This window comes from Amycolatopsis sp. NPDC023774 (genome assembly GCF_040639695.1).
Classification (GTDB): Bacteria; Actinomycetota; Actinomycetes; order Mycobacteriales; family Pseudonocardiaceae; genus Amycolatopsis.
Map to the genome: position 1 here is coordinate 559551 of NZ_JBFAAJ010000002.1, position 25703 is coordinate 585253.

The following is a 25703-nucleotide window of genomic DNA, read 5'->3' on the forward strand; positions in this document are numbered from 1 at the left end:
TAAACATCAACACCACCACCCCCACCCCCTGGGGGGGTTTGGGGCCCCCCCCCACCACTGGTGGGGGTTGGGGGCCCGCCCCCCCCCCCCACGCCGCATTGGGGCGCTTGAAGCTCGAGCTCAGCAGCCGGCCGGCTTGAGGACGAAGTCCGCCGTCACCGCCTGTCCCTTGACCAGTTTGACGCTGCGCGTCTGGGGCTGCCAGCCGTCGCGCGCCGCGATGAGCGTGAGCGGGTTGTTCCGGCGATCGAGCCACAGCGTGTAGTGGCCCGCGGCGTCGGTCTTGAGCGTGTAGCTCGCCGCCCAGCTGTCGACCTGCACGGTCACCGCGGCGAGCGGACCCGCTGTCGCCCCGCAACGGGCGCCGGTGACGGTGCCGGTCAGTTTGCTCCACGTCGCCGGCGGCTGCACCGTGAACGACACCGGGATCGCGGCCACCGCCTTCGGCACCTGCGCCCCGACGACCAGCTGCGCCGTGTACGTGCCCGGCTGGGTGATCGCCGCGACGTTCGCGTCGAGCGTCACCGCGAACGTCGCCGTCGTGCCCGGCGCGATCGTGGTCGCCGACGGCGTGGTCGACAGCCACGGGATCGACAGGTACTCCGCGCATTCGCCGTAGCCCGGCAGCAGCAGGTCGTGGCTGGTCGGGTTGAAACTCGCGTTCGCCGAGCCGCCGATGCGGTAGAAGCCGCAGGTGCTGCCGCCGCGGAACAGCGTCTCGTTCGAGTTCGGCAGCGCCGACCACTGGTTGGACGCCGGGTCGTACGCGTAGCCCGCGTTGGTGAGCTCACCGTCGGCGATGCCGCCCGAGAGCAGCAACTGTCCATTCGCGACGGTCGAGGCCGAGCCCCACATCTGCACCGGCAGGTCGGCCACGCGCGACCACGTGCCCTTCTCGACATCGAGCTTGTACGCGGTCTTCAGGTTGTCCAGGCCGCTGACGCCGCCGGCGCAGTAGATCGAGCCGGCGATGGTGCCGCAGTTGGTCCAGCCGATCGGCGCGGGCAGCGCCGGGCCCGCCGACCACTCGTCCACGCCCGGGTCGTAGACCTGCACCCGCGTGACACCGCAGTTGCCGCCGTCGCAGCCGCCGACCGTGTAGATCCGCCCGCCGGCCACGGCGACGCCCATCGCGGAGGTGGCCGCGGGCATCGGCGCGCCCGTGGTCCACGTGTCGGTGGCGGTGTCGTAGATGTCCGTGTTCGTCACGGGGATGCTGCCGTCGGCCCAGCCGCCGGTCACGTAGATCTTCGTGCCGACCGCCGCCACCGCGGGGGTTTCCCGCGGAGTCGCGAGGTCGGCGATCGGGGTCCACGCGAGCGTGGCCGGGTCGTAGACGAAGTTCTTGGTCGTCAGCTCCGCGCCGTTGAGGCCGGTGAAGGAGTACACCTTCCCGTTCACGGTCGCCACGCCGTTGTCCATGATCTTCGTCGGGTAGTCGGCCACGGTCTGCCACGCGTCGCCGGCCGCCGGCAGCTCCGCGGGCGCGGCCTGCTTCACGTGCCCCAGCAACGGTCCCGTGCTGAAGTCGCCCTTGATCCGCTGCAGCGGCGCCGAGTGCACCACGGCCGGCGTGAACGCGCCGGACGACGGGTTCAGCCGCACGTCCACGGGTGCCGTGCCGGTGTTGCGCACCTTGACGTTCGTGGTCGCCTTTCCTTGCCAGGCCACGGTTTTGGTTACCGCGCCGCTGGTCACCTCGAGTCGGCCGGCGTCGAGCAGGAAGTCGGCCGGGGTCACTGCGTCGGGTGCGACCACGGTGTTCTGCGTGCCCGGCACGAAGTTCGTGGCCGACGCGGTGACCGGGTGGCTGCCGGTGACGCTCGAGAAGAACCAGTACGAGCCGTCGGCCTGCGTCGTCGCGCCCTCGGCGGGCCGGTCGACGCTGTCCACCGAGGCCCCGCCGAGCGCGGCGCCGGTCACGTGGTCGTGCACCGTGCCGGTGACGAGCCCGCCGGGCACGACATCGCACGCGTGGTCGCCGATCAGCACGTCGTCGACCTGCCACCAGAAGCCGAACAGCTGGTCGCGGTAGTGGAAGCGCACCTGCACGGCCTTCTTGCCGCCCGCGCCGGGCAGCGGCACGACCTGCGTCGACGGTCCGGCCAGGGTGTCGCTGCCGTGCTGCCACACGGTGGTCCAGGTGACGCCGCCGTCGGTCGTGAAGTCCACGGCCGCCTGCTGGCCCTGGGTGCCCTGGTAGTCGCTCGCGAACCGCACGGTCGGGTTCGCCGTGCCGCTCAGGTCGACAACCGGGCTGACCAACGACGTGTCCTGGTCACCGCCGATCGAGTTGCTGTCCACGGTGGCGAACGCGCCGGTGCCGCCGGTGAGGTTGTCGCGGCCGGCGGGGTTGTCGAACGCCCAGGTGGCCGCGCCGTCGCCGAGGTTGTTCACCACCTGCCATGTCGAGGGCGCCTCGAAGTCCTGCGTGTCGCCCGTGAACCGGTTGGCGTAGCCGGGCGCACCGCAGGTCACGGGGTCGACCGTGACCGAAGCGTCGTGCGTGGCGGCGGTGTCGCCGACCGGCACGGACGCGGAGCCGGGCAGGTAACCGGGGTAGTCCGGGTCGACCTGCACGGAGTAGGTCGCGCCTTCGGGCACGGTCATCGAGTACCGCCCGGTGAGCGGATCCGTCCGCACGGCCGTGGTCGGCTGCCCGGCGACCTGGACGTGCGCGGCCACCGGCCAGCCGTGGCCGCTGCCGTCGCGCACGGTCCCGTTGAGCTGAACCGAAGGCACGGCCGCCAGTGTGAAGTCGGCGGTCGCGGTCTTGCCGGTTTCGACGGTCACGCTGTCGGCAGTGCTGTCGCGGTAGGAGAACTTGCTCGCGGTCACCGCGTAGGTGCCCACGGGGACGCCCAGGGTGTAGTGGCCCTCGGCGTCCACCGCGGTGGTGAGGTCACCCGCTTTCACCAGCGCGCCGGCCAGCGGCGCGCCCGCGGAGTCGCGGACCGTGCCGGAGACGAGGCCGGTCGCGCCCGGCGTGAAGGCTGAGATGCCGCGTGGGGTGCCCAGGCCCGTCGGCCCGTCGAAGCCGGGGCCGGCAGTGCAGAGGTACGCCGACGCGCAGGTGCCGTTGGCGCCTTCGGTGACGTCGTTGAAGGTCGCGCCGGAGCGGTACGGCAGCGCGTTCGGGTAGGTGCCCGGCGCGGGCGCGCCGGCCAGCGCGTAGGCCGCCGCGACGATCGGCGACGACGCGCTCGTGCCACCCGCGAGACCCCACGCGCCGTGCACGAACACCGCTACCCCGGTGGCGAGGTCCGCGACCGCCGAGACGTCGGCGATGGTCCGGTTGGCACAGCCGGCGTCCGTTTGTGCCGGGGGCTTCGGCTCGTACGCGGAACAGCCGCTGCCGGTGCCGGACCACACCGTCTCGCGCCAGCCGCGGGCGTTCGCGTCGCGGTAGAGCGAGGTGCCGCCGACGGACGTCACGTGCGGCGAGGCGGCCGGGAACTGCGGCCCGTAGCCGTAATCGCCGGAGCTCGCGGTGACCACGACGCCGGGGTGGTCGTAGTAGGCCTCGTCGAGGTCGAGCTCAGCCGGGTCCTCGTCGGCGCCGTAGCTGTTGGACACGAACTTCGCACCCATGGCGACGGCCCGGTTCACCGCGGCGCCCATGTTCGGCACCAGCGAGTCGTCGGCCTCGACGAGCAGGATGTGGCAGCGCGGGCAGACGGCCGAGACCATGTCGAGGTCGAGCATCGTCTCCTGCTGCCAGCCGCTGTTCCCGGTCGGGAAGTCCTGCCCGCCCCGCTGGTCCACGCGCGTGAAGCAGCCGTTCGCGACCGTGCACGGGGGCAGGCCGAACTGCGCGCGGTACACGCCCATCTCGGCTTCCGCGTCGGGGGTGTCGTAGGCGTCGACGATCGCGACCGTCATCCCGTCGCCGCCCGTGGCGGTCGGGAGCTCGTACGCGCCGGCGAGGTCCGCCGGGCCGTAGCCCTGCGGGGCCGCGGCACGCTGCATCCCGTGCGCATCTGCGCGGAACAGCGCGAAGCACGTGACCTCCCCGGGTCTCGGCTCCTCCGGGCACGCCTTGCGCCCGACCACCGGACCTGTGGCGGCGGCCGGCGCGGCCTGAGCCGCTGCCGGCACCACCGCGGACGCGACCACCGCCAGGAGGAACGTGAGGAGGATCTTCAGTGCCGCTTTGGCGAACGACATGCGCGTCCCTTTCGCTGACGAACCGCGGTCGGCTGCTCACCCGACGTCGCGGAATTCTGGCAGCGCCGCCTCGTGAACGATCACGCCCGAACGGACAGAAGGCCGGACAGGATCAGGATTTTCCCGATGTCCGGGACCTCCGCGCGGCGAACAGAGCAATGGTTCAGACCATTGAGAGCAGCGCGTTCGCGGTCCCTCGTGGCGGTGGACAACGACGAGACAGGGCGTCATCGCGCGGACAGGCCCGGAGAGAGGACTGCAAGGCATGCGGATGGACCTGACGCGGTGGACGGTGCGGGCGACCGGCGACCTGGGCGAGGTGCCGGCCGAGCTGGTGGACCCGCTGCGCGCCGGGGTGCCGGCGACCGTACCCGGATCGGTGCACACCGACCTGCTCGCCGCCGGCCTGATCCCCGACCCGTACCTCGACCGCAACGAGGACCTCGTGCAGTGGATCGGGCTCACGGACTGGCGCTACGAGACCGAGTTCGACCGCCCGGACGCCGCCGGCGCAGCCGCGCTCGCGTTCGACGGCCTCGACACCGTCGCCAAGATCGAGCTCAACGGCCGCGTGCTCGGCGAAACCGAGAACATGCATCGCTCGTACCGCTTCCCCACCGGTGAGCTGCGGTCCGAGGGCAACGAGCTGTCGGTCACCTTCGCCTCCGCCGTGCGCTACGCCCGCGCACGCGCCAAGGCCCACCCGCTGCCGCGCACCAACGATGGCGAGCCGTCGAACTTCATCCGCAAGATGGCCTGCAATTTCGGCTGGGACTGGGGGCCCTCGCTCGTCACCGCCGGACTCTGGCGCCCGGCGCGCCTGGAGGTCACCACGGGCCGGCTCGCGGCGGTCCGCCCGGTGATCACCGTCGACGGCACCGACGGCGTGGTCACGGTCCGCACCGAGGTCGAGGGCGAAGGCACCGTGCGCATCCGCGTGGCCGGCGTCGAGGCGACCGGCGACACCGCGCGCGTGCCGTCGCCTGAGCTGTGGTGGCCGCACACGCTCGGCGAGCAGCCGCTGTACCCGCTGGAGGTGACACTCGTGGCCGCCGACGGCACCGTGCTCGACACCTGGACCCGCGAGATCGGCTTCCGCAGCGTCACGCTCGACACCGCCGACGGCGCGTTCACCCTGTCGGTCAACGGCACGCCGTTGTTCACCCGCGGCGCCAACTGGATCCCCGACGACTGCTTCCCCCACCGCGTCGACGCACAGCGCTACGCCCGCCGCATCGAGCAGGCGAAGGACGTGAACATCGACCTCCTGCGCGTGTGGGGCGGCGGGATCTTCGAGAGCGACGAGTTCTACGCCGAATGCGACCGCGAGGGCGTGCTCGTGTGGCAGGACTTCCCGTTCGCCTGCATGCCTTACCCCGAGGACGTGCTGGCCGACGAGGTCGAGGCCGAGGCGCGCGAGAACGTGGTCCGGCTCGCGCCGCACCCGTCGCTGGTGCTGTGGTGCGGCAACAACGAGAACTACCTCGGCTGGTTCCACTGGGACTGGCAGGAGCGCCTGGCCGGGCAGCCGTGGGCGCCACGTTCTACGAGAAGCTGCTGCCCGCGGTCGTCGGCGAGCTGGATCCGACGCGGCCGTACGTGCCGGGCAGCCCGTGGGCGCTCTCGCCGGAGCGCGACGCACTGGACCCCGACTACGGCTGCCAGCACGTGTGGGACATGTGGAACGAGCGCGACTACCTCGGCTACCGCGACACCGTGCCGCGATTCGTGTCCGAGTTCGGCTGGCAGGCGCCGCCGACGTTCGCGACGCTCACCGAGGCCGTGCACGACGAGCCGCTCGCCGCCGACTCCCCTGGGGTGCTGCACCACCAGAAAGCCTTCGACGGCAACGGAAAGCTCGCCCGCGGCCTCGCCCCGCACTTCGCCGAGCCGGAGACGTTCGACGACTGGCACTTCCTCAACCAGGTCAACCAGACGCGCGCGATCCGGCTGGCCGTGGAGCACTACCGCTCGCACGCGCCGCGCTGCATGGGCGCGATCGTGTGGCAGCTCAACGACTGCTGGCCCGTCACGTCGTGGGCCGCGGTCGACGGCGCCGGGCGGCCGAAGCCCCTGTGGTACGCGCTGCGCGAGGTCTACGCCGACGAGCTGCTCACGATCCAGCCGCGCCCCGAAGGCCTCACCGTCTTCGCGCTCGGCTTCGCCCCGGAGGCGGTCGGCGTGCGGCGGATGTCCGTGACCGGCGAGGAGCTGGCGTCGGCCTCGGTCGCGCCCGGCACCGCGCTCGGCCCCGAGTTCGCCGCCGTCGACCCGACGCGCGAGTTCCTCGTGGCCGACGCCGGCGACGAGCGTGCGTTCTGGTTCTTCGCCGAGGACAAGGACATCGCCTACCCCCAAGCCGAGTTCACGCAGTCCGTCACCGGCTTCGACGGTGGCTACGAGGTCACCGTCGTCGCCGACACGCTCATGCGCGACGTCTGCCTGTTCCCCGACCGCCTCGCCCCCGACGCGACCGTGGACTTCGCCCTCGTGACGCTGCTGCCCGGCGAGTCCGCGACCTTCACCGTCGAGACCGCGGCCACGCTCCGGCCAGGTGCGCTGACATCGGCTCCCGTGCTGCACTGGATCGAGTGAGCCGCAGGTCACAAGGTCTTAGATACAAGCTTGGACGCATGCTAGCTTCGCGGGCGTGACACCTGCCAAGTACACCGCGCCCGGCGCCGCCGACCGCGCGTACCGGCTCACGAAGGAGCTCGTCCTCACGGGCGAGCTCCCCGGTGGGCACCTGTTCAGCGAAGGGGAGATCGCCGAGCGGCTCGGGGTGAGCCGCACGCCCGTGCGCGAGGCGTTCCTGCGCCTGCAGGTCGAGGGGTTCCTCAACCTGATCCCGAAGCGCGGCGCCGTGGTGGTGCCCGTGCCGCCGGGTGAGGCCGAGGACGTGCTCGACGCGCGGGAGGCCGTGGAAGGCGCGGCCGTGCGCCGCCTCGTGCGCCGGCCCGACCTCATCCCGGACGCGCTGGAGCAGCTGCGGGCGGTGCTGGACACGCAGCGCGGCCACGCGGACTCCGGTGACCTGCACGGGTTCGCCGAAGCCGACGAACTGTTCCACCGCACCATCGTCGCGGCCGGCGGCAACGCGTTGCTGCTCGACTTCTACGCCACGCTCGCCGACCGGCAGCGCCGCATGAACGTGCACGCGCTGCGCCCGATCCCGGACGTGCTGCCCGTGGTGCTGCGCGAGCACGAGGACCTGCTCGGCATCATCGAGCGCGCCGACGGCGGCGCGTTCGGCCCCGCGCTGCGCGCCCACCTGGACCTGGTGCACCGCCGATGACCGCCACCGCCGAAAGCACCCCGCTCCCCCGCGAAGCCACCGCGCGCCCGGCCTGGTTCGGCGCCGCCGCCGCGGTGTTCGTGGTCGGCTGGGGCGGCAACCAGTTCACTCCGCTCCTGGTGATGTACAAGGAAGCCGGCTACTCCACCTTCACCGTCGACGCGCTGCTGGGCGCGTACGTGGTCGGGCTGGTGCCGGGCCTGTTGCTCTCGGGTGGACTGTCCAATCGCTACGGTCGCCGGCCCGTGATGCTCGCCGGCACCGTGCTGTCGCTGCTCGCGAGCGTGCTGATCGCGCTCGGCCCGGAAGGCGCCGGCTGGATCGCCGCGGGCCGGTTCCTCACCGGCGTGGCCGTGGCGGCCGCGATGGCCGTGGGCTCCACGTGGATCAAGGAGCTCGCCGACGCCGACCCGCGCGGCGCGGCCGACCTCGGCACCCGGCGCGCGGCCCTGTGCCTGACGCTCGGGCTCGGCATCGGACCCGGTGCCGCCGGAGTGCTCGCGCAGTGGGGGCCGTGGCCGATGGTGCTGCCGTTCGCCGTCCACATCGGACTGGCCCTGCTCGCCCTGCCGTTCATCCCGCGCAGCCCGGAGACTCTCGGCGTCGAAAGCCGCAAGCCGGCGCTGAGCCGGCTGCCCGTGACGACCCGGCACCCGCGGTTCCGCCGGATCATCCTGCCGATGGCGCCGTGGATCTTCGGCTCGTGCGGTGTCGCGTACGCGATCATGCCGCAGCTGGTGCAGGACAAACTCGGTTCGTGGTCACTCGCCTACTCAACGCTGCTGACGGTGTGCGCGATCGGCGCGGGCGTCGGGATCCAGCCGATCGCCAAACGCGTGGACCGGACCACCAGCGCCCGCGCGGTGCTCACCGGAATGACCGTGATGTGCACTGGCCTGGTCCTCGCCGCCGTGGCCGCGGACCTGCGTTCGCCGTGGCTCGCGCTGCTCACGGCCGTGGTGCTCGGCACCGCGTACGGCATCGTCGTGGTGTCCGGACTGCTGGAGCTGCAACGGCTCGCGCGGCCCGAGGAAATCGCCCAGCTGACCGGCGTGTACTACGCGCTGGCCTACATCGGATTCCTGCTGCCGTCGCTGCTCGCGGCGCTCAGCGGGTTCGCAAGCTACCCGATGTTGCTCGGCTGCCTCGCGGTGGTGGCGTTCGCGGGGACACTGACGGTTGCCCGAAACTCCCGCAGTCACCTTCCCGTGACCTGAGCGGGAATTCGCTTCACCGACAAATGGGACACCGATTCCGGGCATTCCGGAAATGGTGTCCCATTTGCGCGGATATCTTCACCACTATTGTCGCTTGTGGATCGTCGAGGTGCGCGAAATAGTTCTCCGGCATGGGAAATCGGGCCGGCACGACCGTGCTCGATTTCGTCGGGGCCGGTAACTTTCGAACCCTTCGAGAAGGAAGTGGGAGCTGCACATGCGGCGTTCCTCGCGATCCGTTCGCGCGCTCGTCATAGCCGCGACAGGCGGTCTGGCGCTGGCCGGGGTCACCCAGGTCGGCAGTCAGGCCGCCGTCGCCGCACCCACCGCTCAGGCGAGCACCGCACCGCAATCGGTGATCGTGGTCCTCAAGGACCAGTTGCCCGACGCGCCGGCCACCAAGGCGGCTTCAGGCACCCGGCGGGCCAAGGCGACCCAGCAGCAGGAGTCGGTGCTGGCCAAGCTGGCCGGCACGGCACCGGCCAAGGTCAAGCACTTCGCGCTGGGCAACGCGTTCTCCGCCACGGTGACGCCGGACCAGGCGGCGCAGCTGGCGGCCGACCCGGCCGTGGCGCAGGTGCTGCCGGACAGCAAGGTCACGCTGCCCGACGCCGGTTCCTCGGGGAAGAACGCGGACGCCGGCGCGCCCCAGGCCGGCGGCGGCACGGCGCAGAACCAGGACCCGAACGCGATCTGCCCGAGCGACCCGGCGAAGCCGTTGCTGGAGCCCGAGGCGCTGACCTCGATCCACGCGTACAGCACCGACGGGTCCACGGCCGCCTCGGACCTCGCCGACGGCTCGGGCGTGAAGGTCGCGTTCCTCGCGGACAACATGGACCCGAACTACGCGGACTTCATCCGTCCCGACGGCTCCCACGTCTTCTCCGACTACCAGGACTTCTCCGGCGACGGCCCCGGCACGACCGAGTCCGGCGCCGAGGCCTTCGGCGACGCGTCGTCCATCGCCGCGCAGGGTGTGGTGGTGCACGACCTGTCGAAGTTCGTGAACGAGAAGCACCCGCTGCCCGCGGGCTGCAACATCGTGGTGAAGGGCGTTTCGCCGGGCGCGAGCCTGGTGGGACTCAACGTGTTCGGGGCCACCGCCACGAACTCCGCGGTGCTGCAGGCGATCGACTACGCGGTGACCGTCGACCACGTCGACGTGATCAACGAGTCGCTGGGTCTGAACCAGTACCCGGACGCGAGCTCGCGCAACCTGTTCCAGGTGTTCAACGACGAGGCCGTGGCCGCGGGCGTCACCGTCACCGCCTCCAGCGGCGACGCGGGCATCACCTCGACCATCGGCAGCCCGGCCACCGACCCGCTGGTGATCTCCGCCGGCGCGACCACGGACAACCGGCTCTACGCGCAGACCACCTACGCGGCGTTCCCGTTCTCCAACGGGAAGTGGACGAGCGACAACATCTCCGCGCTGTCGTCGTCGGGCATCACTCAGAACGGGCGCACCATCGACCTGGTCGCCCCGGGCGAGGGCAACTGGGCCGACTGCGCGCCCGCGTACGCCGAATGCCGCGACTTCAAGACCGTGCCGCAGCCGACCGACCTCGAGTCCTTCGGTGGCACCAGTGAGGCGGCCCCACTGACCGCGGGTGTCGCGGCGCTGGTGATCCAGGCCTACCGCGGCACCCACCACGGCGCGTCGCCGACGCCCGCGCAGGTGAAGCAGTTCATCACCGGCACCACGCGCGACCTCGGCCTGCCCGCCGACGAGCAGGGCTCCGGCCTGCTCGACGCGCACGCGGCCGTGGAGGCGGCGCTGACCTCGCCCGGCACTTCCGGCGCGCCGGCCGGTGTCTCGTCGAACATCGCCCTGTCGGCCGACCAGCTCACGCTGGAAGGCGCGCCGGGCAGCACGCAGAAGGCCACGGTCAACGTGACCAACGTCGGCAGCAAGCCGCTGACGGTCACGGCGGGCACGCGCTCGTTCGCGTCGCTTTCGGCGCAGACGCAGACCACCGCGTTCGACTCGACGAAGCTGCCGACGTTCCCGTACTACAACGGCACGGACTGGGCGTACAAGAAGGTCACGTTCTCCGTGCCGGCCGGTGCGCAGCGACTGCTCGCGCGGATGGCCTGGCAGGGCAGTCCGAAGACTGTGAACGGCCAGTCGGTGACGCCGGTCGTGCGCGTGTCGCTGCTGGCGCCGGACGGCACGTTCGTGGCCAACAGCCGCCCGCAGGGTGGCGCGGCGACGGCGAACTACGCCAACGTGGACGTCACGCACCCCGTCGCGGGCACGTGGACCGCGGTGCTGTACTCGGCGGGTGGCCCGACCGGTTACACCGGCAACATCCAGCTCGCCACGTCGACGCAGCGGGCGGTCCCGTACGGCCAGGTCTCGCCGGCCGTGCTGTCGCTGAAGCCGGGCCAGACCAAGCCGGTGAAGGTGTCGCTGCAGACCCCGGCAACTGGGGGCGACGCGGACTACTCGATCACGTTCGGCAGCTCCGACGGCCACCAGACCACCGTGTCGGCCGTGCTGCGCGCCCTGATCCCGACCGAGAACGGCGCGGGTTCCTTCGGCGGCACGATCACTGGCGGCAACGCGCGGGCGGTCTCGCCGGCGCAGACGTTCAGCTACGAGTTCGACGTGCCCAAGGGTAAGAAGGACCTCGACGTCGCGGTGAAGCTGCAGGACCCGGGCACCGTCGTCGACGGTGTGCTCGTGGACCCGAACGGTGAGCTCGCCGACGTGAACAGCAACGTGTTCCTCAGCTCCGCGACGCAGCTGTCGCAGGGCACCACGCTGCAGCTCACGGACGCGAACCCGCTGCCGGGCCGCTGGCACTTCGTGGTCGTGGTGCAGAACCCGGTGACGGGCAAGCAGATCGAGCAGCCGTTCACCGGCACGGTGGGCTTCGACCAGGTCGTGGTGAGCGCTCCGGCGCTGCCGAACTCGGCCGCGAAGAAGCTGGCCGCCGGCCAGGCCGTCAAGGTGCCGGTGACGGTTCGCAACACCGGCGTCGAGCCGATCGCAATCGGCGTGGACGCGCGGACGAACGCGCAGCAGACCCTGCAGCCGCAGCCCATCCAGGGCTCGACCGAGGTCGATCTGCCCGAGCTCGGTACCAACGCGCCGGTGTACTCGATCCCCCCGGACACGAGCAAGTTCACCGTCGCCACGTCGTCTTCGGTGCCGGCTCAGGTGGAACTCCAGGGTTCCGCCGCGGGCATCGACGTGCTCGGTGACCTGAAGGCCGCGCAGGCCGGCAGCACCGTGTCCGTCGCGACGATCGGCGAGAAGCAGGGCTACGTCACCAAGGGCATCTGGTTCGCCGACGTGCAGGAGATCGGTCCGTTCGGCCCGTCGGGTGCCCCGGCCGGCCACGCCTCCTACACGGCGTCGATCAAGACCGCGGGCTTCGACTCCGCGGTGACGTCGTCCACCGGCGACCCGTACGACCAGTCCGTGGACCCGAACGGCACGGGCGGCACACCGCTGCTCGTCCACCCGGGCCAGACGGTGACCGTCACCGTGACGATCACGCCGTCGGGCAAGCGGGGCGCGTCGGTGACCGGCCACCTCAACCTGGTGACCGTGCCGACCCTCCCGACCGGCGCGACGGGCCTCCCGCAGGTCGGCACCGGTGAAGTGATCGCAACACTGCCCTACAGCTACAAGATCGGCTGAGTGTCGCAACAGGACAACCGGGCCGTCAGTCCTCTTCGGACTGGTGGCCCGGTTGTCTTCGCTCATCGCAGATGAAGGATCAATCCGCTGATCCGGAGTTCTTGAGCCGGTTGGCGTTGAAGCGTGCCTTCTTCTGGCGATTCCCGCACGTGTTCATGTCACACCATCTGCGGGTGCGGCTTTGGCTGGTGTCGAAGAAGGCGGCTTGGCAGGTCGGCGATGCGCACAACGCCAGCTTTCCGTCTCGTTCGCCCGCGATGATGCTGATCGCGTCGGCGGCGATCACGCTGAGGGCGTCTTCCACGCAGGATGCCGAGCTGAGCCGCCATCGCCGCTCACCCTCGGGCGTCAGGATGGCCGCGGCCCGGCCCTGAGCGCTGCGGTCATTGATGACCTGGACAGCAGACGCAGGAAGAGCGTCCTGGATCGCGGCCGCGGTCGCGGCGCCGTGAATCGACTCCCTCAGTTCCCGGGCGAGTTCAAGCTGGGCGGCGGTGCAGGAGTCCACGGCGAGGCCGTTCACCGCCAGCCAGTCGACGAGTCGCTGCGGCGTGGGGATGCGCTCCACAGCGTTGCCACGACGCTCCGTCAGAGTCCCCGTGAAGCTGGTCGCCAGCACGGTACCGAGGCGAAAGTCGGGGAACTCGGCACGCATGGAACCACCTTAGCAGGTTGCACTCTGCCACAGAGGCCTGCTAGAACCGTCTAAGCCGGTTCCGCGATGGCAGGAGGTCTCATGCCCCGTCCCACCAGCGACGTGCACGCATTCGAAGCCCACGCACCGGACGCCGAACTCCACGATCTGCGCGCGCGACTGGCCGCGGCGCGGCTCCCGGAGGCCGAGACGGTCCGCCGCGGCGCGCCCGGCCCTCGCCGATGGGACCAGGGCGTTCCCCTCGCCGACCTCGTCGATGTCGTGGACTACTGGCGCACCGGGTACGACTGGCGGTCGTTCGAAGAGCGCCTCAACCGGATCGGCCAGTTCCGCACGACCATCGACGATCTGGGAATCCACTTCCTGCACCGCCGATCCGCGCGTGCGGATGCCACTCCCCTGATCTTGACGCACGGGTGGCCAGACAGCATTGCTCGGTTCGTCGATGCGGTGGACGAGCTGGCAGATCCGAAAGATGCGGACGCGCCGGCGTTCCACGTCGTGGTCCCGTCGTTACCAGGCTTCGGTTACAGCGACAAGCCGGCCACCACCGGGTGGGGAACCGAAAAGATCGCGGCCGCCTGGGTGGAACTGATGGGCAGGCTCGGCTACCGCGAATTCGCCGCCCACGGCGGCGACTGGGGAGGCAATATCACCACGGTTCTCGGCGGCAGGTTCCCGGAGCACGTTCTCGGCATCCACACGACGTTCGCGGAGGGACCGCCCGGATTGGCCACGGACGGGCTGACGGCGGTCGAACGCGAGTGGATCGAGGAAACCCGCGATTTCTGGCGCCACCGCGGGGCGTACGCGAAGCAGCAGGCGACCCGGCCGCAGACCATCGGCTACTCGCTCGTCGACTCACCGGTCGGGCTTCTTGCCTGGATCCTGGACAAGTTCGCCGAGTGGTCGGACACCGAAGACAGCCCGTTCGAGACGATTTCCCGAGACAGAATTCTTGACGACGTGACCCTGTATTGGCTGACGCGGACCGGCGCATCGGCGGCCCGCATTTACTACGAAAGCCACAACTCGCTCGATCCCGAACTTCGGGTCGACGTCCCGTCGGCGCTCACGATGTATCCCCGCGACGTCGAGAAGTGTCCGCGCCCCTGGGCACAGGAGCGGTACCGGCAGATCGTCCGATGGAGGTCACCTGAAACCGGCGGCCATTTCCCGTCGCTGGAGGTTCCCGGGTATTTCGTCCGAGATCTCCAGGAGGGCCTCGCGGCAGTGCTGGCCGCCCATCGGTGAACCCGGCTGGGTTTCTCTCAGCCGGTCGCCGCGGCGTGACAGGCGCCAAAGCCTTCGGCGCGGCGCACCACACGCCCGGAAGTGATCCGCACGGCCGTTTCCGTCGCGTCGCTCACCGCCGAGACCCCGGCCGCCGACGCGACCGCGCCCGTGTCGTCGCGCAGTACCTGCAGCCGCGGCCACGCCGACGCCGGGAAAGCGCTGCGCAGGTGACCGCGCAGCTGAGCGAGCGCGAGATGCGTCAACGGCGCCAGCTCCGGTGCCGAGCCGGTGACCACCGCGACCGTCACCGTGGTGGCCGAAGGTGCGGCCCGCACGGCCTCCTCCGCGGCGGAAAGCCGGTGCAGCCCGAGAATCGCGACCACGCCGTCGCCGGGCAGCTCGGCCGGTTGCGACCGCAGCGAGTCGAACGCAGCAGGCGGTACCCAGGGCTCGTCCACGGGTTGCGCGTGCGCCACGATCGGCGGCACCTCGGGCCAGGTGTCGGCCAACCCCAGCGCCGGCAGGGCTTCGCAGGCGCGCACGACGTTGAACGGTTCCCCGAAACCCGGTGCGGCGCCGGCGAGGCCGGTCGCACCGTGCAACGTGGTCAGCGCGAGTTCTGCGACGCGCACGAGGCGGCCGGCGGACGGGGCGAGCCGCTCGAGGGCCAGGCCGAGGACGATGGCTTCGAAGCGCAACAGCTGGGCGTACGGACGGTGGGTGAGCTCGTCGGCGAGGATCTCCGGCCCGAGGTCCACGCCGAGGCGTGAGCCGGGGTCGGTGGCGAGCGGCAGACGGGCGACCCAGGCGCGGGCGAGGGCGCCCAGGGCCTCCGCGGCGGTGAGACCGGGGTCCGCAGCCAGGGGCTCAGCGGCGACACGCTCGGCCTCCTCCGCGAGCACCGCGAAGTACAGCGCTCGTTTGCCGGGGAAGTTCGAGTAGACGGCACCGCGGGTGAGCTCGGCGCGTTCGGCGATCGCGTCGATCTTCGCCTCTCGGAAACCCCGCTCGGTGAACTCGTCGCGCGCGGCGGCGAGCACCTTCGCGCGGTTGAGCTCCTGAGCCTCCGCTCTGGTCAGCCGGGCCATCGTCCTCCTCGTGCTCCCGTGCTGGTCACGATAGCGCTCAGGTACATATGATGAGACCATCTGATTTCACCATCCAGAATGAGGAGTGCCGGTGTCCGACGTACCCGAGATCGACCTGACCGACCCCGCGGTCCACCGCGACCCGTTCGCCGTCTACGGCGCCGCCCGCGAGCACGGCCCCGTGGCCAAACTCGTCGGCCCCGGCTTCGGCCCCCTGTGGGTGCTCACCCGCCTCGCGGACGCGCGCGCAATGCTCACCGACCCGCGCTTCGCGCTCGGCCCCGGCAGTTACCAGGCGCTCGACGTGCCCGAGCACTGCCGGCCGTACCTGCGGACCATGCAGGAGATGGAAGGCGCGGAGCACCGGCGGCTGCGCGGCCTCGTCTCCCCCGCCTTCACGGCGCGCCGCGCGGCGGACTTCCGGCCGCGGATCGAACTGATCGTCGACAAGCTGCTCGACGGCCTCCCCGCCGACGGCGCCGACCTGCTGGCCGGGTTCGCACAGCCGTTGCCGATGGAGGTGATCTGCGAGCTCGTCGGCGTACCCGAGGGGGATCGGCCGCGCTGGCACGAGTACGGCCAGAACGTGGTCGCCGGCTCGGGCGAGAGCTTCGCCGCCGCAGTGCCCGGCATCATCGACGGCGCGCGCGAGCTCACCGCGCCACCGGCGAGCGAGTTCCTCGAACTGCTGGCCGGCACGGACGGGTTGTCCGAACCCGAACTCGTCACCCTCGTCTGGCAGCTCGTGCTCGCGGGGCAGACGCCGGCGAACTTCGTCGCCAACGCCATCGAAACTCTGCTCACTCATCCGGACCAGCTCGCCGTGCTGCGCGCGGAACCCGAGCTGTGGCCGACGGCGGTCGAGGAACTGATGCGGTGGTGCGGACCTCAGCTGCTGACGATTCCGAGGCAAGCCACCGAGGACCTTTCGCTGCACGGAGTCGCGATCCGGGCGGGCGAGCCCGTGTCGGGCGCTATCGCGTCGGCCAACCGCGATCCGCGCGTATTCACCGATCCCGATCGTCTCGACGTGCGCCGCACCGAGGGCGGGCACCTCGGGTTCGCGTACGGGCCCCACTTCTGCCTCGGCGCGGCGCTCGCGCGGGTGGAGGCGGAGGTGGCGTTGCGGGGTTTGCTGGAGCGCTTTTCCGCGCTGCGCCTGGGCGACGTGCGGCGCGCTCCCGACCCCGGCACGTGGCGGCTCGCGGCGCTGCCGGTGAGCTTCTGACGTCCTCTTCGGACACTTCGTCACCGATCGGGTGAACAACGAAGCGGTGCTTCGATCTTCCTGCGCTGCTAACGTTTTCCCAGGTCAGCATCGTGCTCGGGAGGAAAGCATGTCCGCACACATCTCCGCTGGGGCCGGTGGTCTCGTGATGGACCCGCGGCAGACGTGGCCGCTGGTGCTCGTCCGGGGTGTGCTGGCGGTGGTGTTCGGCGTGATCGCGCTGATCTGGCCGGGCCTCACGGTGCTGGCGCTGGCGTTGGTCTTCGGCGTGTACGCGCTCGTGGACGCGATCGGTGCGTTCATGCAGGCGTTCCGCCCGGGCGACGGCGCGCACCGGCTCGCGTACGCGTTGCTGGGCGTGCTCGGGCTCGCCGCGGGGGTGCTCGCGCTGGTGTGGCCCGGCGCGACCATCCTCGTGCTGGCGACGCTCGTGGGGGCGTGGGCGGTGGTCACAGGCGTCGCCGAGATCGTCGCCGCGATCCGCCTGCGCAAGCAGATCGCAGGCGAGGCGTTCCTCATCGTGGCCGGCGCGGTGTCGGTCATCGCGGGGGTGCTGGTGCTCATCCACCCGATCGCGGGGGCGTTCGGAATCGCCTTGCTCGTGGGCATCTACGCGCTGCTGTACGGGATCATGCTCGTCGTCCTGTCGTTCCGCTTGCGGCGCGTCGCAAAACTCGAGCAGGCGAACGAGCCCGCTGAGGACGACAATCGAGGGGGATAGCTTCGTTGACGGAGGGATCCGTGATGGCGCAGAACCCGTACGACCAGGACGCCCGACCCGGCATCGACGCGGCGCGGCTGTGGGCGGGCGGCGTCGCCACGGCGGTAGTGGCGGCGCTCGTCGCCATCGTCGGGCTGCTCATCGCCCGCGGCATCTTCGACGTCCCCGTGCTCGCCCCCAAGGGCGAGGGCGCGTGGGGCAGCGTCAGCACCACCACGTACGCCCTCGCCGCCGCGGCCGCCGCGCTGCTCGCCACGGGCCTCATGCACCTGCTGAGTGTCGCGACGCCCGCGCCCAGCCAGTTCTTCGGCTGGATCATGGTGCTCGTGACGCTCATCGCGGTGGTTCTGCCGCTGACGTTGACGGTCGAGACCAGCGCCAAATACGCGACGGCCGCGATCAACCTCGTGATCGGCTTGGTGATCGCCATCGTGGTGAACAGCATGGCGGCCAACGCGCGCACGCTGCACCGGCGCAAGCGCTCCACGCGTCCCGACGCGCCGACGCAGCAGTGGAACGAGCCACCGTCGAACTTCTACGACCGTTAGAGGCAACCACCCGTCCTCCCCGGACGTGTTCCGCACACAGTCTCGGGGAGGACGACATGTTCACGGAATTTCTCACGGGCGCGGCCCTGGTGGCGCATCGCTTACGGCACCCGGTGACGTCGGCTGGTCCCTGTGGCTCTCGGAAGTGGCGCCGGGTGGCGAAATGCACGCGGAAACGTATGCCGCCCAAGGCAACGGCTGCACCCCCTCCGGCCCCGTCACCTCACCCGGTTTCGCCGTCCCCCTCCGCTGGTCCACCGGCGGTAACTGGGGCCGCGCCGGGGGCACCAGCACCGCCACCACCCGCCCCGGCGCGTACACGGCCACGTTCCCCTGCTCCGACGGCCGCGTGGCCACCGCGACGTTCACGGTCACGGGAACGCCGCCTTCTTCGGTCACCCCGCCACCTTCGTCGCGACCCGCCACTCCGCAGCGCCCGGCTCCCGACCGGGACCGGCCACAGGTGACGGTCCGCCCGGTGGGTGCGCCGCAAACGGGCGGTGGCGGGTTGGGGGTTTCGTTCACCAAGTGAGTGTCCAGTGAGGACGTTCGTCGCGGTGCCGCCCGCCTGAGCCTCCCGTTTTCCGGGAGACGCGGCCACATCGGGACGATCGTGGTGGGCACTGGCAGCGCCCTGGCCCTGGTGCTCGCGGCGAGGCGGCAGCAGACCACCGAACACGACCTGGCGACCAAGCGCGCCGAACTGCGGCTCCGGGAACAGGCCGACCGGCACGACACCACCGAACGGCGCATCAACGGGCTCTACACGAAAGCCCGGCGACCGCGACCAATTGCAGGAACGCGAAGTGCGGCTGACGGCGCAGTGCCTGCTCGTGCGGCAGCTCGTGCCGGCCGACGAAGACGACCGGTCTGGGCGGGCATCGAGCTCGAGCTCTCCGGCGCGGTGCACATCGATTTCCCGGGTCCAACGGCTGCGAGCGCCACAACGCCCGCTTCGCCGGCACGCGCTTCGCCGAGGACGACTGGTCCCACGAGGTGCGGTTCACCTGCACCACCCGGTTGGACGGCGCCACTTTCGGAGGCGACGCGTTTCACCCGGGCCACGTCCAAGGGCAGCACTCGATTCGAGAACGCCCAGTTCCGCGGCGAAGCCCGCTTCGAAGCCACCGAGTTCGCAGGCGCCACGGCGCCCCGCAGCGCCCGGTTCGCCCACAACGCGCGGTTCGACAATGCCCTCTTCACCGGCACCACCCCGGTTCGACGGCGCCCTTTCCCGCGCAGTGCCAACTTCAACCGAGCGGGATTCGTGGTCGCGCCGGTGTTCGACGAGGACGTGGCCGTGCAGAGCGCGTACTTCGGCCCCACGAGCTTCACCCGCGAGGTACAGGGAGCGGGCGTGGTTCGAACGGTTATCGTCCGCCAGCTGCACGGCGTTCGTCGGCGCCGCGTTCGACGGTGACCTCAGGTTCGAGGGTGCCCGGCTCGACGGAATGCCCTACCGGCCACCGCAGTCGCGGGCGGACGACATCGAGTTCGCCGACGAAAGCCGAGAATCAACCCACCGAAACCCGGCCTCGCGGAACCCAAGGCACGACAGCCGAAGTCCGCTTCTGGTACTCCGCATACTCCGGGTACCGCCCCCGGGTGATCGACTCCGTGAAGATCGTCGACCCCACGAACAGCAGGGTCAGCAGGACCGCGCCCGCGATCGTCCAAGGGATTCCTTCGAAAGCCAGCGCGCCGAACACGAACACCAGCCACCACTGCGCCTGTTCGAAGAAGAAGTTCGGGTGCCGCGAGAAGCGGAACAGACCAGTCTGCAGGAACCGCGGCGAAGGCACCCGCCCGGCAGTCTGCTCACCCTTCTTCCACTGGTGGAAGTTCCACTGCTGCTGATCCGCGACCGTCTCCCCCACCAGGCAGGCGACGAAGATCACGGCCACGATCGCATCACCCACACCGAACGGTGAGCGATGCTCCCCAGCCGTCCACGCCGGGAGCGTGATCAGCAGCAGAATCGCGTTCTGGTAGATCGTGATGAAGAAGAAGTTGAAGACCTGGAACTGCCAGGGCGCCATCTTCCCGCGCAGCACCACCCAGCGGTAGTCCTCGCCGCCGCGGGCGTAGCCGCCCTTGCGGGCGAAGTTGAAGGTGAGGCGCGAACCCCAAAGCAGCACGAGGACGAACATCACGTCCAAGCGCGCGTCGGCGAAGCCTGCGAAAGCGGCGAAGATCGCGACGTACGCCACGGGCACCAGGGACCAGATCCGATCCACCCACGAGTACTCGCGCGTGACGACCGAGAGCACCCAGCACAGGGCGCAGACACCCGCGAAGACGCAGAGGCAGACCTGGAACGCGTTCATGCCCGCACTCTACTGCCCGAGTACGGCCCGAGCCGTCCGCTTAGGATCATCGCATGAACCTGCCGCTGCGCCGACGCGGGATCGACATCTTCTTCGCGATCGTGTTCGCCGCGTTCACGATCACCTCGCTCATCAGTGACCTGCTGCCGACCGTGGGCGTCGACTTCTCGCGCCCGTCGGACAACTTCATCGTGAACTCCAACTACTGGTACGCCCACGACGCCGACATCCTCTTCATGCACCCGCCGGACTGGATGCGGATCATCACGGGACTCTCGGCGTTCGTGTACATGCCGTTCTACGTAGTGCTCGTCGTGTGCCTGCTCGCCGGCAAGAACTGGATCCAGCTCTTCGCGGTGATCTACGCGACGATGATCGTCACGCTAACGGGCGTGGTCGTGTTCGGCGTGGAGTTCTTCGGTGACCCGGCGATGCGCACGGGCAACCCGGTCAAGTTCCTGGCCTTCAACATCTGGTACGTCCTCGTGCCCCTGCTCCTGCTGATCCGCATGCGCAAGCCGATACCGTTCACCCGGCGGTTCTGACCAGCACGGCCGCGCCCGGGTGCGGCAGGCGGATCGGGAGCGTGTCGGCGTGGTACTCGAAATGCCACCACTCGTTGTCGTAGCGGCGGTGCAGGTGGTACGCGGCGCCGTGGCGTTCCAGCCACGCCGCGCCCTCCGTGGGCCGCACGTCGAGCGCGAAACCGCCGACGTGGGCCGACTCCTCGGGCGGCAGCACGAGACGGCGGGCCGCCCAGACCGACCCCGTGCGCCGCACTTCGGCGGTGAACATCGCGTGCTGCCGGGCGGCGTCGCGGTGGCCGGAGGTGAGGCCAATCAGCTGCCCGTCGCGCCAGAACGCGTCGGTGCGCGCCGCCACGAACGCTTCGCGCGCCGCGGCCGTGAGGCCCGCCAAGTCCTCCGCCGGGTAGCGCAGCGCGAGCGCCCACTGGCAGGCGAGCCGGCGGGCGTGGCAGGGCGAACGCACGAAGGCCACCGGCAGCAGCAGCACGGCCAGCAGCCGGGCGGCCACCGCGTAGGCCGCGGCACGGGAGCGGAGCAGTTCGGTCATGGTGTCCACGGTCGCGGCCCCGTGTGCGCCGATGGTCGGGGTCTTGTCCGCGGACCCCGACAGTTTTGTAACAGCTGCGCACGGACGGGGCTGTTACGCAACCATGACATTCCGCGCACCGCGCGATGAGACCGGACGCGGATCCTCTCGGGGAGGTGTCCGCTGTGGACTGTCCGGGGAATCCGGACGGGCGGGCGCGGAAGTGCGCTGCGATAGTGGGAGACATGCCCCGGGTGCTGTTGATCGAAGACGACCAGGCCGTGCGAGACGGCCTGCAGATCGCGCTGACCTACCAGGGTCACACCGTCGACGCGGTGGAAAGCGGCGAGGAAGGGCTCGCGCGGCTGAGCGCGGACCCGGCCGACGTCGTCGTGCTCGACCTGATGCTGCCCGGGATGGACGGGTTCGAGGTGTGCCGGCGCATCCGGGCGACCGGTGACCTGCCGATCATCATGCTCACCGCGCGCAACGACGACATCGACGTGGTCGCCGGGCTCGAAGCCGGGGCCGACGACTATGTGGTGAAGCCCGCCCAGCCGCGCGTGCTCGAGGCGCGGATCAAGGCCGTGCTGCGGCGCACCGGCGGCGAGCAGCGCCAGGCGGGCACCCCGAAACCCGAGGTCGAGCGCCACGGCGACCTCACCATCGACCGCGACGGGCTCGTCGTGACCAAGCACGGCCGGCCCGTCGGCCTCGCGCCCACGGAAATGCGGCTGCTGCTGGAGCTGTCCGCGTCGCCAGGCCGGGTGCTCAGCCGCCAGCAGCTGCTGGAATCCGTGTGGGATCAGGGCTACCTGGGCGACTCGCGACTCGTCGACGCGTGCGTGCAGCGGCTGCGCGCGAAGATCGAGGACGACGCCGCGGCCCCGGTGTACGTGCAGACCCTGCGCGGGTTCGGGTACCGCTTCGGGCCCCTGTGACCGGCGCCCGGCTCCGGAAGCTCTGGCCTGGCTGGGGGCTTCGCACGCGGCTGCTGCGCGCGTTCGTGCTGCTGAGCGTGCTCACGACCATCGCCGTCGCCGGGTTCGGCTACCGGACCGCGCGCAACACCATCCTGAAGAACACCCAGGACAACGCGGTGCTGGAGCTGCGCAGCCGCATCCAGCTGCTCTACCCGCTGCCCGCGGGCCAGCCGTCGACGGACATGCTCCTCAACGCCGCGGGCAAGCTCGCGGACCGCGACTCCACCGCGCTCGTGACCGCGGGCACGGTCTCCGGCGGCAGTCTGGACGGGGCCCTGATCTCGCATGAGCTCAGGGAGTTCGTGGACCAGGGCAAGATCGCCTGGCAGCGGGTGGACGTCGGTGGCGAGACCCGGCTGCTGATCGGCACCCAGCTGCGGCTCACGACCAGCAAATCGCACGTGACGGAACCGTCCGGGATCGAGATCTACGTGCTCGAGCCGCTGGAGACCGAGAGCGCGGACATCGCCACGCTGGCCCGCAGCGCGTGGCTGACCGGCACCGGCGCGGTGGTCCTGGCGCTGCTGCTGGCGCTCGCGGCCGCCCGCAGCGTGCTCGGGCCGGTGCGCGAGCTGCGCCGCGCGGCGCACCGCCTCGGCGAGGGCGACCTGGACACGCGCTTGACCATCCACGGGACCGACGAGCTCGCCGAGGTCGGCAGGACGTTCAACACCACGGCGGAGTCGCTGCAGCACCACGTCGGCGAGCTCGAACGCATGGAGTCGGACGCGCGGCGGTTCGTGGCCGACGTGTCGCACGAGCTGCGCACCCCGCTCGCCGCGATGACCGCGGTCACCGAGGTGCTCGAGGCTGAGGTCGCCGGCCTGCCCGAGATCGCCGGGCGCGCGGTGCGGCTGGTGAGCCAGGAGACCCACAACCTCACCCGGCTGGTCAATGACCTCATCGAGGTCACCCGCTTCGACTCCGGGTCCGCGTCGCTCGCGCTCGACGAGGTGGACGTCGCCGAGGCGATCGGCGCCACCCTGCGCGCCCGCGGCTGGGTCGACGCGGTGGCCACAGAGCTGCCGTCGGGCGTGCGCGCGCGGCTCGACCCGCGCCGGCTCGACGTGGTCGTCGCGAACCTCGTGGGCAACGCGCTGCGCCACGGAGCGCCGCCCGTCCGGCTGAGGTTGAGCGCGACGGAGGAATCGCTCATGATCGAGGTCACCGACGAGGGCCCGGGGCTGAAGGAGGAGGTGCTCCCCCACGTGTTCGACCGCTTCTACAAGGCCGACACCGCACGCAGCCGCTCCGAGGGCAGTGGCCTCGGGCTCGCGATCGCGTGGGAGAACGCCAAGCTGCACGGCGGTGAGCTCACCGCGGCCAACCGTCCGCACGGCGGTGCGATCTTCACACTGCGGCTCCCGCTGAACCCCGGCGGTGACGCGTGATCCGGCGCGCCGCGGCGGCCCTCGTGCTGGTCGCGCTGGCCGCCACGGCATGCGGCGTGCAGCCGAGCGGCGCGATCTCGGGCGGCGAAGCGCCGAGCGGCCCGCCGTCCACCATGCCCGGGACACCGGGGGTCAGCTCGATCTACCTGGTGGCCGACGGCACGGTCGTCCAGGTCCAGCGCCCCGGTCTGGTCCAGACCGGGGCCGCGCTGATCGACGCGCTGGTGCAAGGCCCGACGTCTGCGGAGAAGGCGTCCGGCCTCACCACCGAGGTCCCACAGTCCGCCCTGCCGGCCGCGGTGGCGGTCTCGGCGTCGGAGATCACCGTGCGGCTGGCCACGGACGTGCAGGCGCTGTCTGCCTTGGCCGTGTCGCAGATCGTGTGCACGCTGCACCTGCGCGACGCCCCGGACGGCAGCGTGTTCACGCTCGTCGGCGGGGGCAACGTCCGCAGCGGCGAACGCTGCGGCTGAGCCGCCTCAGTCCACTTCGGCCGGTTCGTGGGCCTTGCGCGGCGCGATCACCGGCGCCGCCGCCACCGCGGCCACACAGAGCGCGAACGGCACGGCGAACGCGACGTTCAACGGCATCCACCGCGTGAGCCCGCCGATGAGGGCCGGGCCGGCGAGCAGCCCGACGTACCCGAGCCCGACGACCCGCGCCATCAGCGCACCCGAGGCCCGCGTGTCGAGGTTGCCGGCCGCGGTGAACAGCTGCGGCACGCCGCCCGCGAGACCCAGGCCGAAGATCGCCCAGCCGACCAGCGCGAGCGGCACCCAAGGCGACAGCGACGCGACGGCGAGGCCGACGGCAGCGAGCGCCGAGCCGTAACGCACCACCGCGACGGGCCCGGCCAGCGCAGCGACGCGGTCGGTGGCGAAGCGGCCGACGGTCATGGCCACGGCGAAAGAGCCGTACGCGAGCGCGGCAGTGCTCGCCGACGTGCCCAGCACATCCTGCAGGTGCAGCGCGGCCCAGTCGTTCGCGACGCCCTCGGACAGCATCAGCGCGAACGCGAGCGCGCCGAGCAGCCAGACCACGCGCGACGGGGTGCGGCTCGGCGTGATCGGCGCGGGGCCGGTTTCAGCGGGCACGGGGCTGCCGGAGCCGAGCAGGAGCCGTCCGGCAGCCAGCGAAGCGACGACGCACAACGCGCCCGTGGCACCGAGCGTGACGGCCGTCGGCACGCCGGTGCCGAGCACCGCCGCCCCGACGACAGCCGCGAGCGCGCCGCCGATCGACCACATCGCGTGGAAGGCCGCCATGATCGGGCGCGGGTAAGCGCGCTCGACGACCACCGCCTGGGCGTTCATGGCGACGTCGAGGGAACCGTTGAAGAACCCGAAGACGACAAGCGAAAGCCCGAGCGCCCACCAGCTGGTGGCCAGCCCGGGCAGGAAAAGCGCGAGGCCCAGCAGCACGCCGGCCGCGGGCACCACGCGGCGGTGGCCGAAACGATCGGCGAGCGGGCCCGACACCTGCATCCCGACGAAGGCCGCGCCGCCGAGCACCAGCAAGAGGGCGCCGAGCGTCGTGTGCGAGATGCCCGTGGCGCGCTCGACGACGGGAATGTGCACCACCCACATGCCCACGGCGAAGCCGTTGAGCGCGAAGAAGCTCCAGGTCGCGACACGGGCGGCCCGGGGCAACCGGGCGGGCGGGGACGATTCGGTCATCGCAGTGGAATCCTAGTGTCATTGGCGCCGGCTCCGCCGGGGCGTGCGAGATCGCTCTGTCGTCTGCCCCGGCTCCGCCGGGCCGGGCGAGATCGCCGTTGAGCCGGCTTCCGGATGGGGCGGTCGGATCGGCCGGGGCCGATCGCACCGCCCCATCCGGAAGCCGGCGCGATCTCGCTGGTGGGCCGGGAGAGGAGAGGTGGGCGAGCAAGGGCGAGCAGGCAAGCGTGAGCGAGGGCGGGAAAGCAAGGGTGAGCGAGCAAAGGTGTGCGTGTAGCGGTGAGCGAATTGGGGTGAGCGAATTGGGGTGAGCGAATTGGGGTGAGCGAGCAGGGATGAACGAGCAGGGGTGAGCCAGCAACGGTGAACGAGCAGGAGTCAGCCACCAGGGGTGAGCCAGCAATGGTGAGCGAGTCGGGGTGAACGAGTCGGGGTGAGCGGCCACGGGCGAGCGAGCAAAGGTGAG

The 25703-nt window shown here is 71.0% G+C and carries 19 protein-coding genes and 1 pseudogene; 14 read left to right on the forward strand and 6 right to left on the reverse strand.

The window, feature by feature from the left end; all coding sequences use genetic code 11:
* Nucleotides 1–120 precede the first annotated feature (120 nt).
* Nucleotides 121–4167, reverse strand: coding sequence for a carboxypeptidase regulatory-like domain-containing protein (locus tag AB0F91_RS08780; protein ID WP_360596044.1), 4047 nt, complete (start codon nt 4165–4167; stop codon nt 121–123).
* A gap of 751 nt (nt 4168–4918) precedes the next feature.
* On the opposite strand from AB0F91_RS08780, the pseudogene AB0F91_RS08785 reads away from it, so the two are divergent.
* The 5 genes and pseudogenes from AB0F91_RS08785 to AB0F91_RS08805 all read left to right on the forward strand — a co-directional run.
* Nucleotides 4919–5206: pseudogene (locus AB0F91_RS08785) on the forward strand (glycoside hydrolase family 2 protein); the annotation flags it as partial.
* A 491-nt stretch (nt 5207–5697) separates the two neighbouring features.
* Nucleotides 5698–6762, forward strand: coding sequence for a hypothetical protein (locus AB0F91_RS08790; RefSeq protein ID WP_360596305.1), 1065 nt, complete (start codon nt 5698–5700; stop codon nt 6760–6762).
* A 55-nt stretch (nt 6763–6817) separates the two neighbouring features.
* Nucleotides 6818–7462, forward strand: coding sequence for a GntR family transcriptional regulator (locus tag AB0F91_RS08795; protein ID WP_360596045.1), 645 nt, complete (start codon nt 6818–6820; stop codon nt 7460–7462).
* On the forward strand, nt 7459–8679 hold the full coding sequence (locus tag AB0F91_RS08800; protein WP_360596046.1) for an MFS transporter: 1221 nt from the start codon (nt 7459–7461) through the stop codon (nt 8677–8679). Before AB0F91_RS08795 ends, AB0F91_RS08800 begins: the two co-directional genes overlap by 4 nt.
* A gap of 217 nt (nt 8680–8896) precedes the next feature.
* A complete protein-coding gene (locus AB0F91_RS08805) occupies nt 8897–12331 on the forward strand; it encodes a S8 family serine peptidase (RefSeq protein ID WP_360596048.1) in 3435 nt (1144 codons plus the stop codon).
* Nucleotides 12332–12410: 79 nt separating this feature from the next.
* On the opposite strand, the gene AB0F91_RS08810 is transcribed toward AB0F91_RS08805, so the two are convergent.
* Nucleotides 12411–12986 carry a CGNR zinc finger domain-containing protein gene (locus AB0F91_RS08810; protein WP_360596050.1) on the reverse strand — a complete coding sequence of 192 codons (576 nt, stop codon included), beginning with the start codon at nt 12984–12986 and terminating at the stop codon, nt 12411–12413.
* A gap of 81 nt (nt 12987–13067) precedes the next feature.
* Here AB0F91_RS08810 and AB0F91_RS08815 point away from each other — a divergent pair, with 81 nt between their 5' ends.
* Entirely contained in the window at nt 13068–14240 is a 1173-nt protein-coding gene (locus AB0F91_RS08815) for an epoxide hydrolase family protein (RefSeq protein WP_360596051.1), read from the forward strand.
* 17 nt (nt 14241–14257) lie between these two features.
* On the opposite strand, the gene AB0F91_RS08820 is transcribed toward AB0F91_RS08815, so the two are convergent.
* On the reverse strand, nt 14258–15310 hold the full coding sequence (locus AB0F91_RS08820; protein ID WP_360596053.1) for a helix-turn-helix domain-containing protein: 1053 nt from the start codon (nt 15308–15310) through the stop codon (nt 14258–14260).
* A gap of 91 nt (nt 15311–15401) precedes the next feature.
* Between AB0F91_RS08820 and AB0F91_RS08825 the strand changes: the two genes are divergently transcribed.
* The 4 genes from AB0F91_RS08825 to AB0F91_RS08840 all read left to right on the forward strand — a co-directional run bounded on the left by AB0F91_RS08825 (nt 15402) and on the right by AB0F91_RS08840 (nt 18339).
* On the forward strand, nt 15402–16538 hold the full coding sequence (locus AB0F91_RS08825; RefSeq protein ID WP_360596054.1) for a cytochrome P450: 1137 nt from the start codon (nt 15402–15404) through the stop codon (nt 16536–16538).
* A 109-nt stretch (nt 16539–16647) separates the two neighbouring features.
* On the forward strand, nt 16648–17259 hold the full coding sequence (locus AB0F91_RS08830; RefSeq protein WP_360596056.1) for an HdeD family acid-resistance protein: 612 nt from the start codon (nt 16648–16650) through the stop codon (nt 17257–17259).
* A 23-nt stretch (nt 17260–17282) separates the two neighbouring features.
* A complete protein-coding gene (locus tag AB0F91_RS08835) occupies nt 17283–17807 on the forward strand; it encodes a DUF6069 family protein (RefSeq protein ID WP_360596290.1) in 525 nt (174 codons plus the stop codon).
* Nucleotides 17808–17970: 163 nt separating this feature from the next.
* Nucleotides 17971–18339, forward strand: a complete 369-nt coding sequence (locus tag AB0F91_RS08840; RefSeq protein ID WP_360596058.1) for a hypothetical protein — start codon at nt 17971–17973, stop codon at nt 18337–18339.
* A 982-nt stretch (nt 18340–19321) separates the two neighbouring features.
* On the opposite strand, the gene AB0F91_RS08845 is transcribed toward AB0F91_RS08840, so the two are convergent.
* A complete protein-coding gene (locus tag AB0F91_RS08845; protein ID WP_360596059.1) occupies nt 19322–20134 on the reverse strand; it encodes a DUF1295 domain-containing protein in 813 nt (270 codons plus the stop codon).
* Nucleotides 20135–20187: 53 nt separating this feature from the next.
* Here AB0F91_RS08845 and AB0F91_RS08850 point away from each other — a divergent pair, with 53 nt between their 5' ends.
* Entirely contained in the window at nt 20188–20679 is a 492-nt protein-coding gene (locus tag AB0F91_RS08850) for an emopamil-binding family protein (protein ID WP_360596060.1), read from the forward strand.
* Here AB0F91_RS08850 and AB0F91_RS08855 read toward each other — a convergent pair.
* A complete protein-coding gene (locus tag AB0F91_RS08855) occupies nt 20663–21208 on the reverse strand; it encodes a D-alanyl-D-alanine carboxypeptidase (protein WP_360596062.1) in 546 nt (181 codons plus the stop codon). The genes AB0F91_RS08850 and AB0F91_RS08855 overlap by 17 nt on opposite strands.
* Nucleotides 21209–21432: 224 nt before the next feature.
* Here AB0F91_RS08855 and AB0F91_RS08860 point away from each other — a divergent pair, with 224 nt between their 5' ends.
* Genes AB0F91_RS08860 through AB0F91_RS08870 form a run of 3 tightly spaced genes read left to right on the forward strand, consistent with a single transcriptional unit; the run spans nt 21433 to nt 24034 of the window.
* On the forward strand, nt 21433–22128 hold the full coding sequence (locus tag AB0F91_RS08860) for a response regulator transcription factor (protein WP_360596063.1): 696 nt from the start codon (nt 21433–21435) through the stop codon (nt 22126–22128).
* Entirely contained in the window at nt 22125–23561 is a 1437-nt protein-coding gene (locus AB0F91_RS08865) for an ATP-binding protein (protein WP_360596065.1), read from the forward strand. The genes AB0F91_RS08860 and AB0F91_RS08865 overlap by 4 nt, the downstream gene beginning before the upstream one ends.
* Nucleotides 23558–24034: a hypothetical protein gene (locus AB0F91_RS08870; RefSeq protein ID WP_360596067.1), complete on the forward strand. Its 477-nt coding sequence runs from the start codon at nt 23558–23560 to the stop codon at nt 24032–24034. The genes AB0F91_RS08865 and AB0F91_RS08870 overlap by 4 nt, the downstream gene beginning before the upstream one ends.
* A gap of 6 nt (nt 24035–24040) precedes the next feature.
* On the opposite strand, the gene AB0F91_RS08875 is transcribed toward AB0F91_RS08870, so the two are convergent.
* Nucleotides 24041–25237 (reverse strand): MFS transporter, encoded by a 1197-nt coding sequence (locus AB0F91_RS08875; RefSeq protein WP_360596069.1) that lies wholly within the window; start codon nt 25235–25237, stop codon nt 24041–24043.
* Nucleotides 25238–25703: the final 466 nt, after the last annotated feature.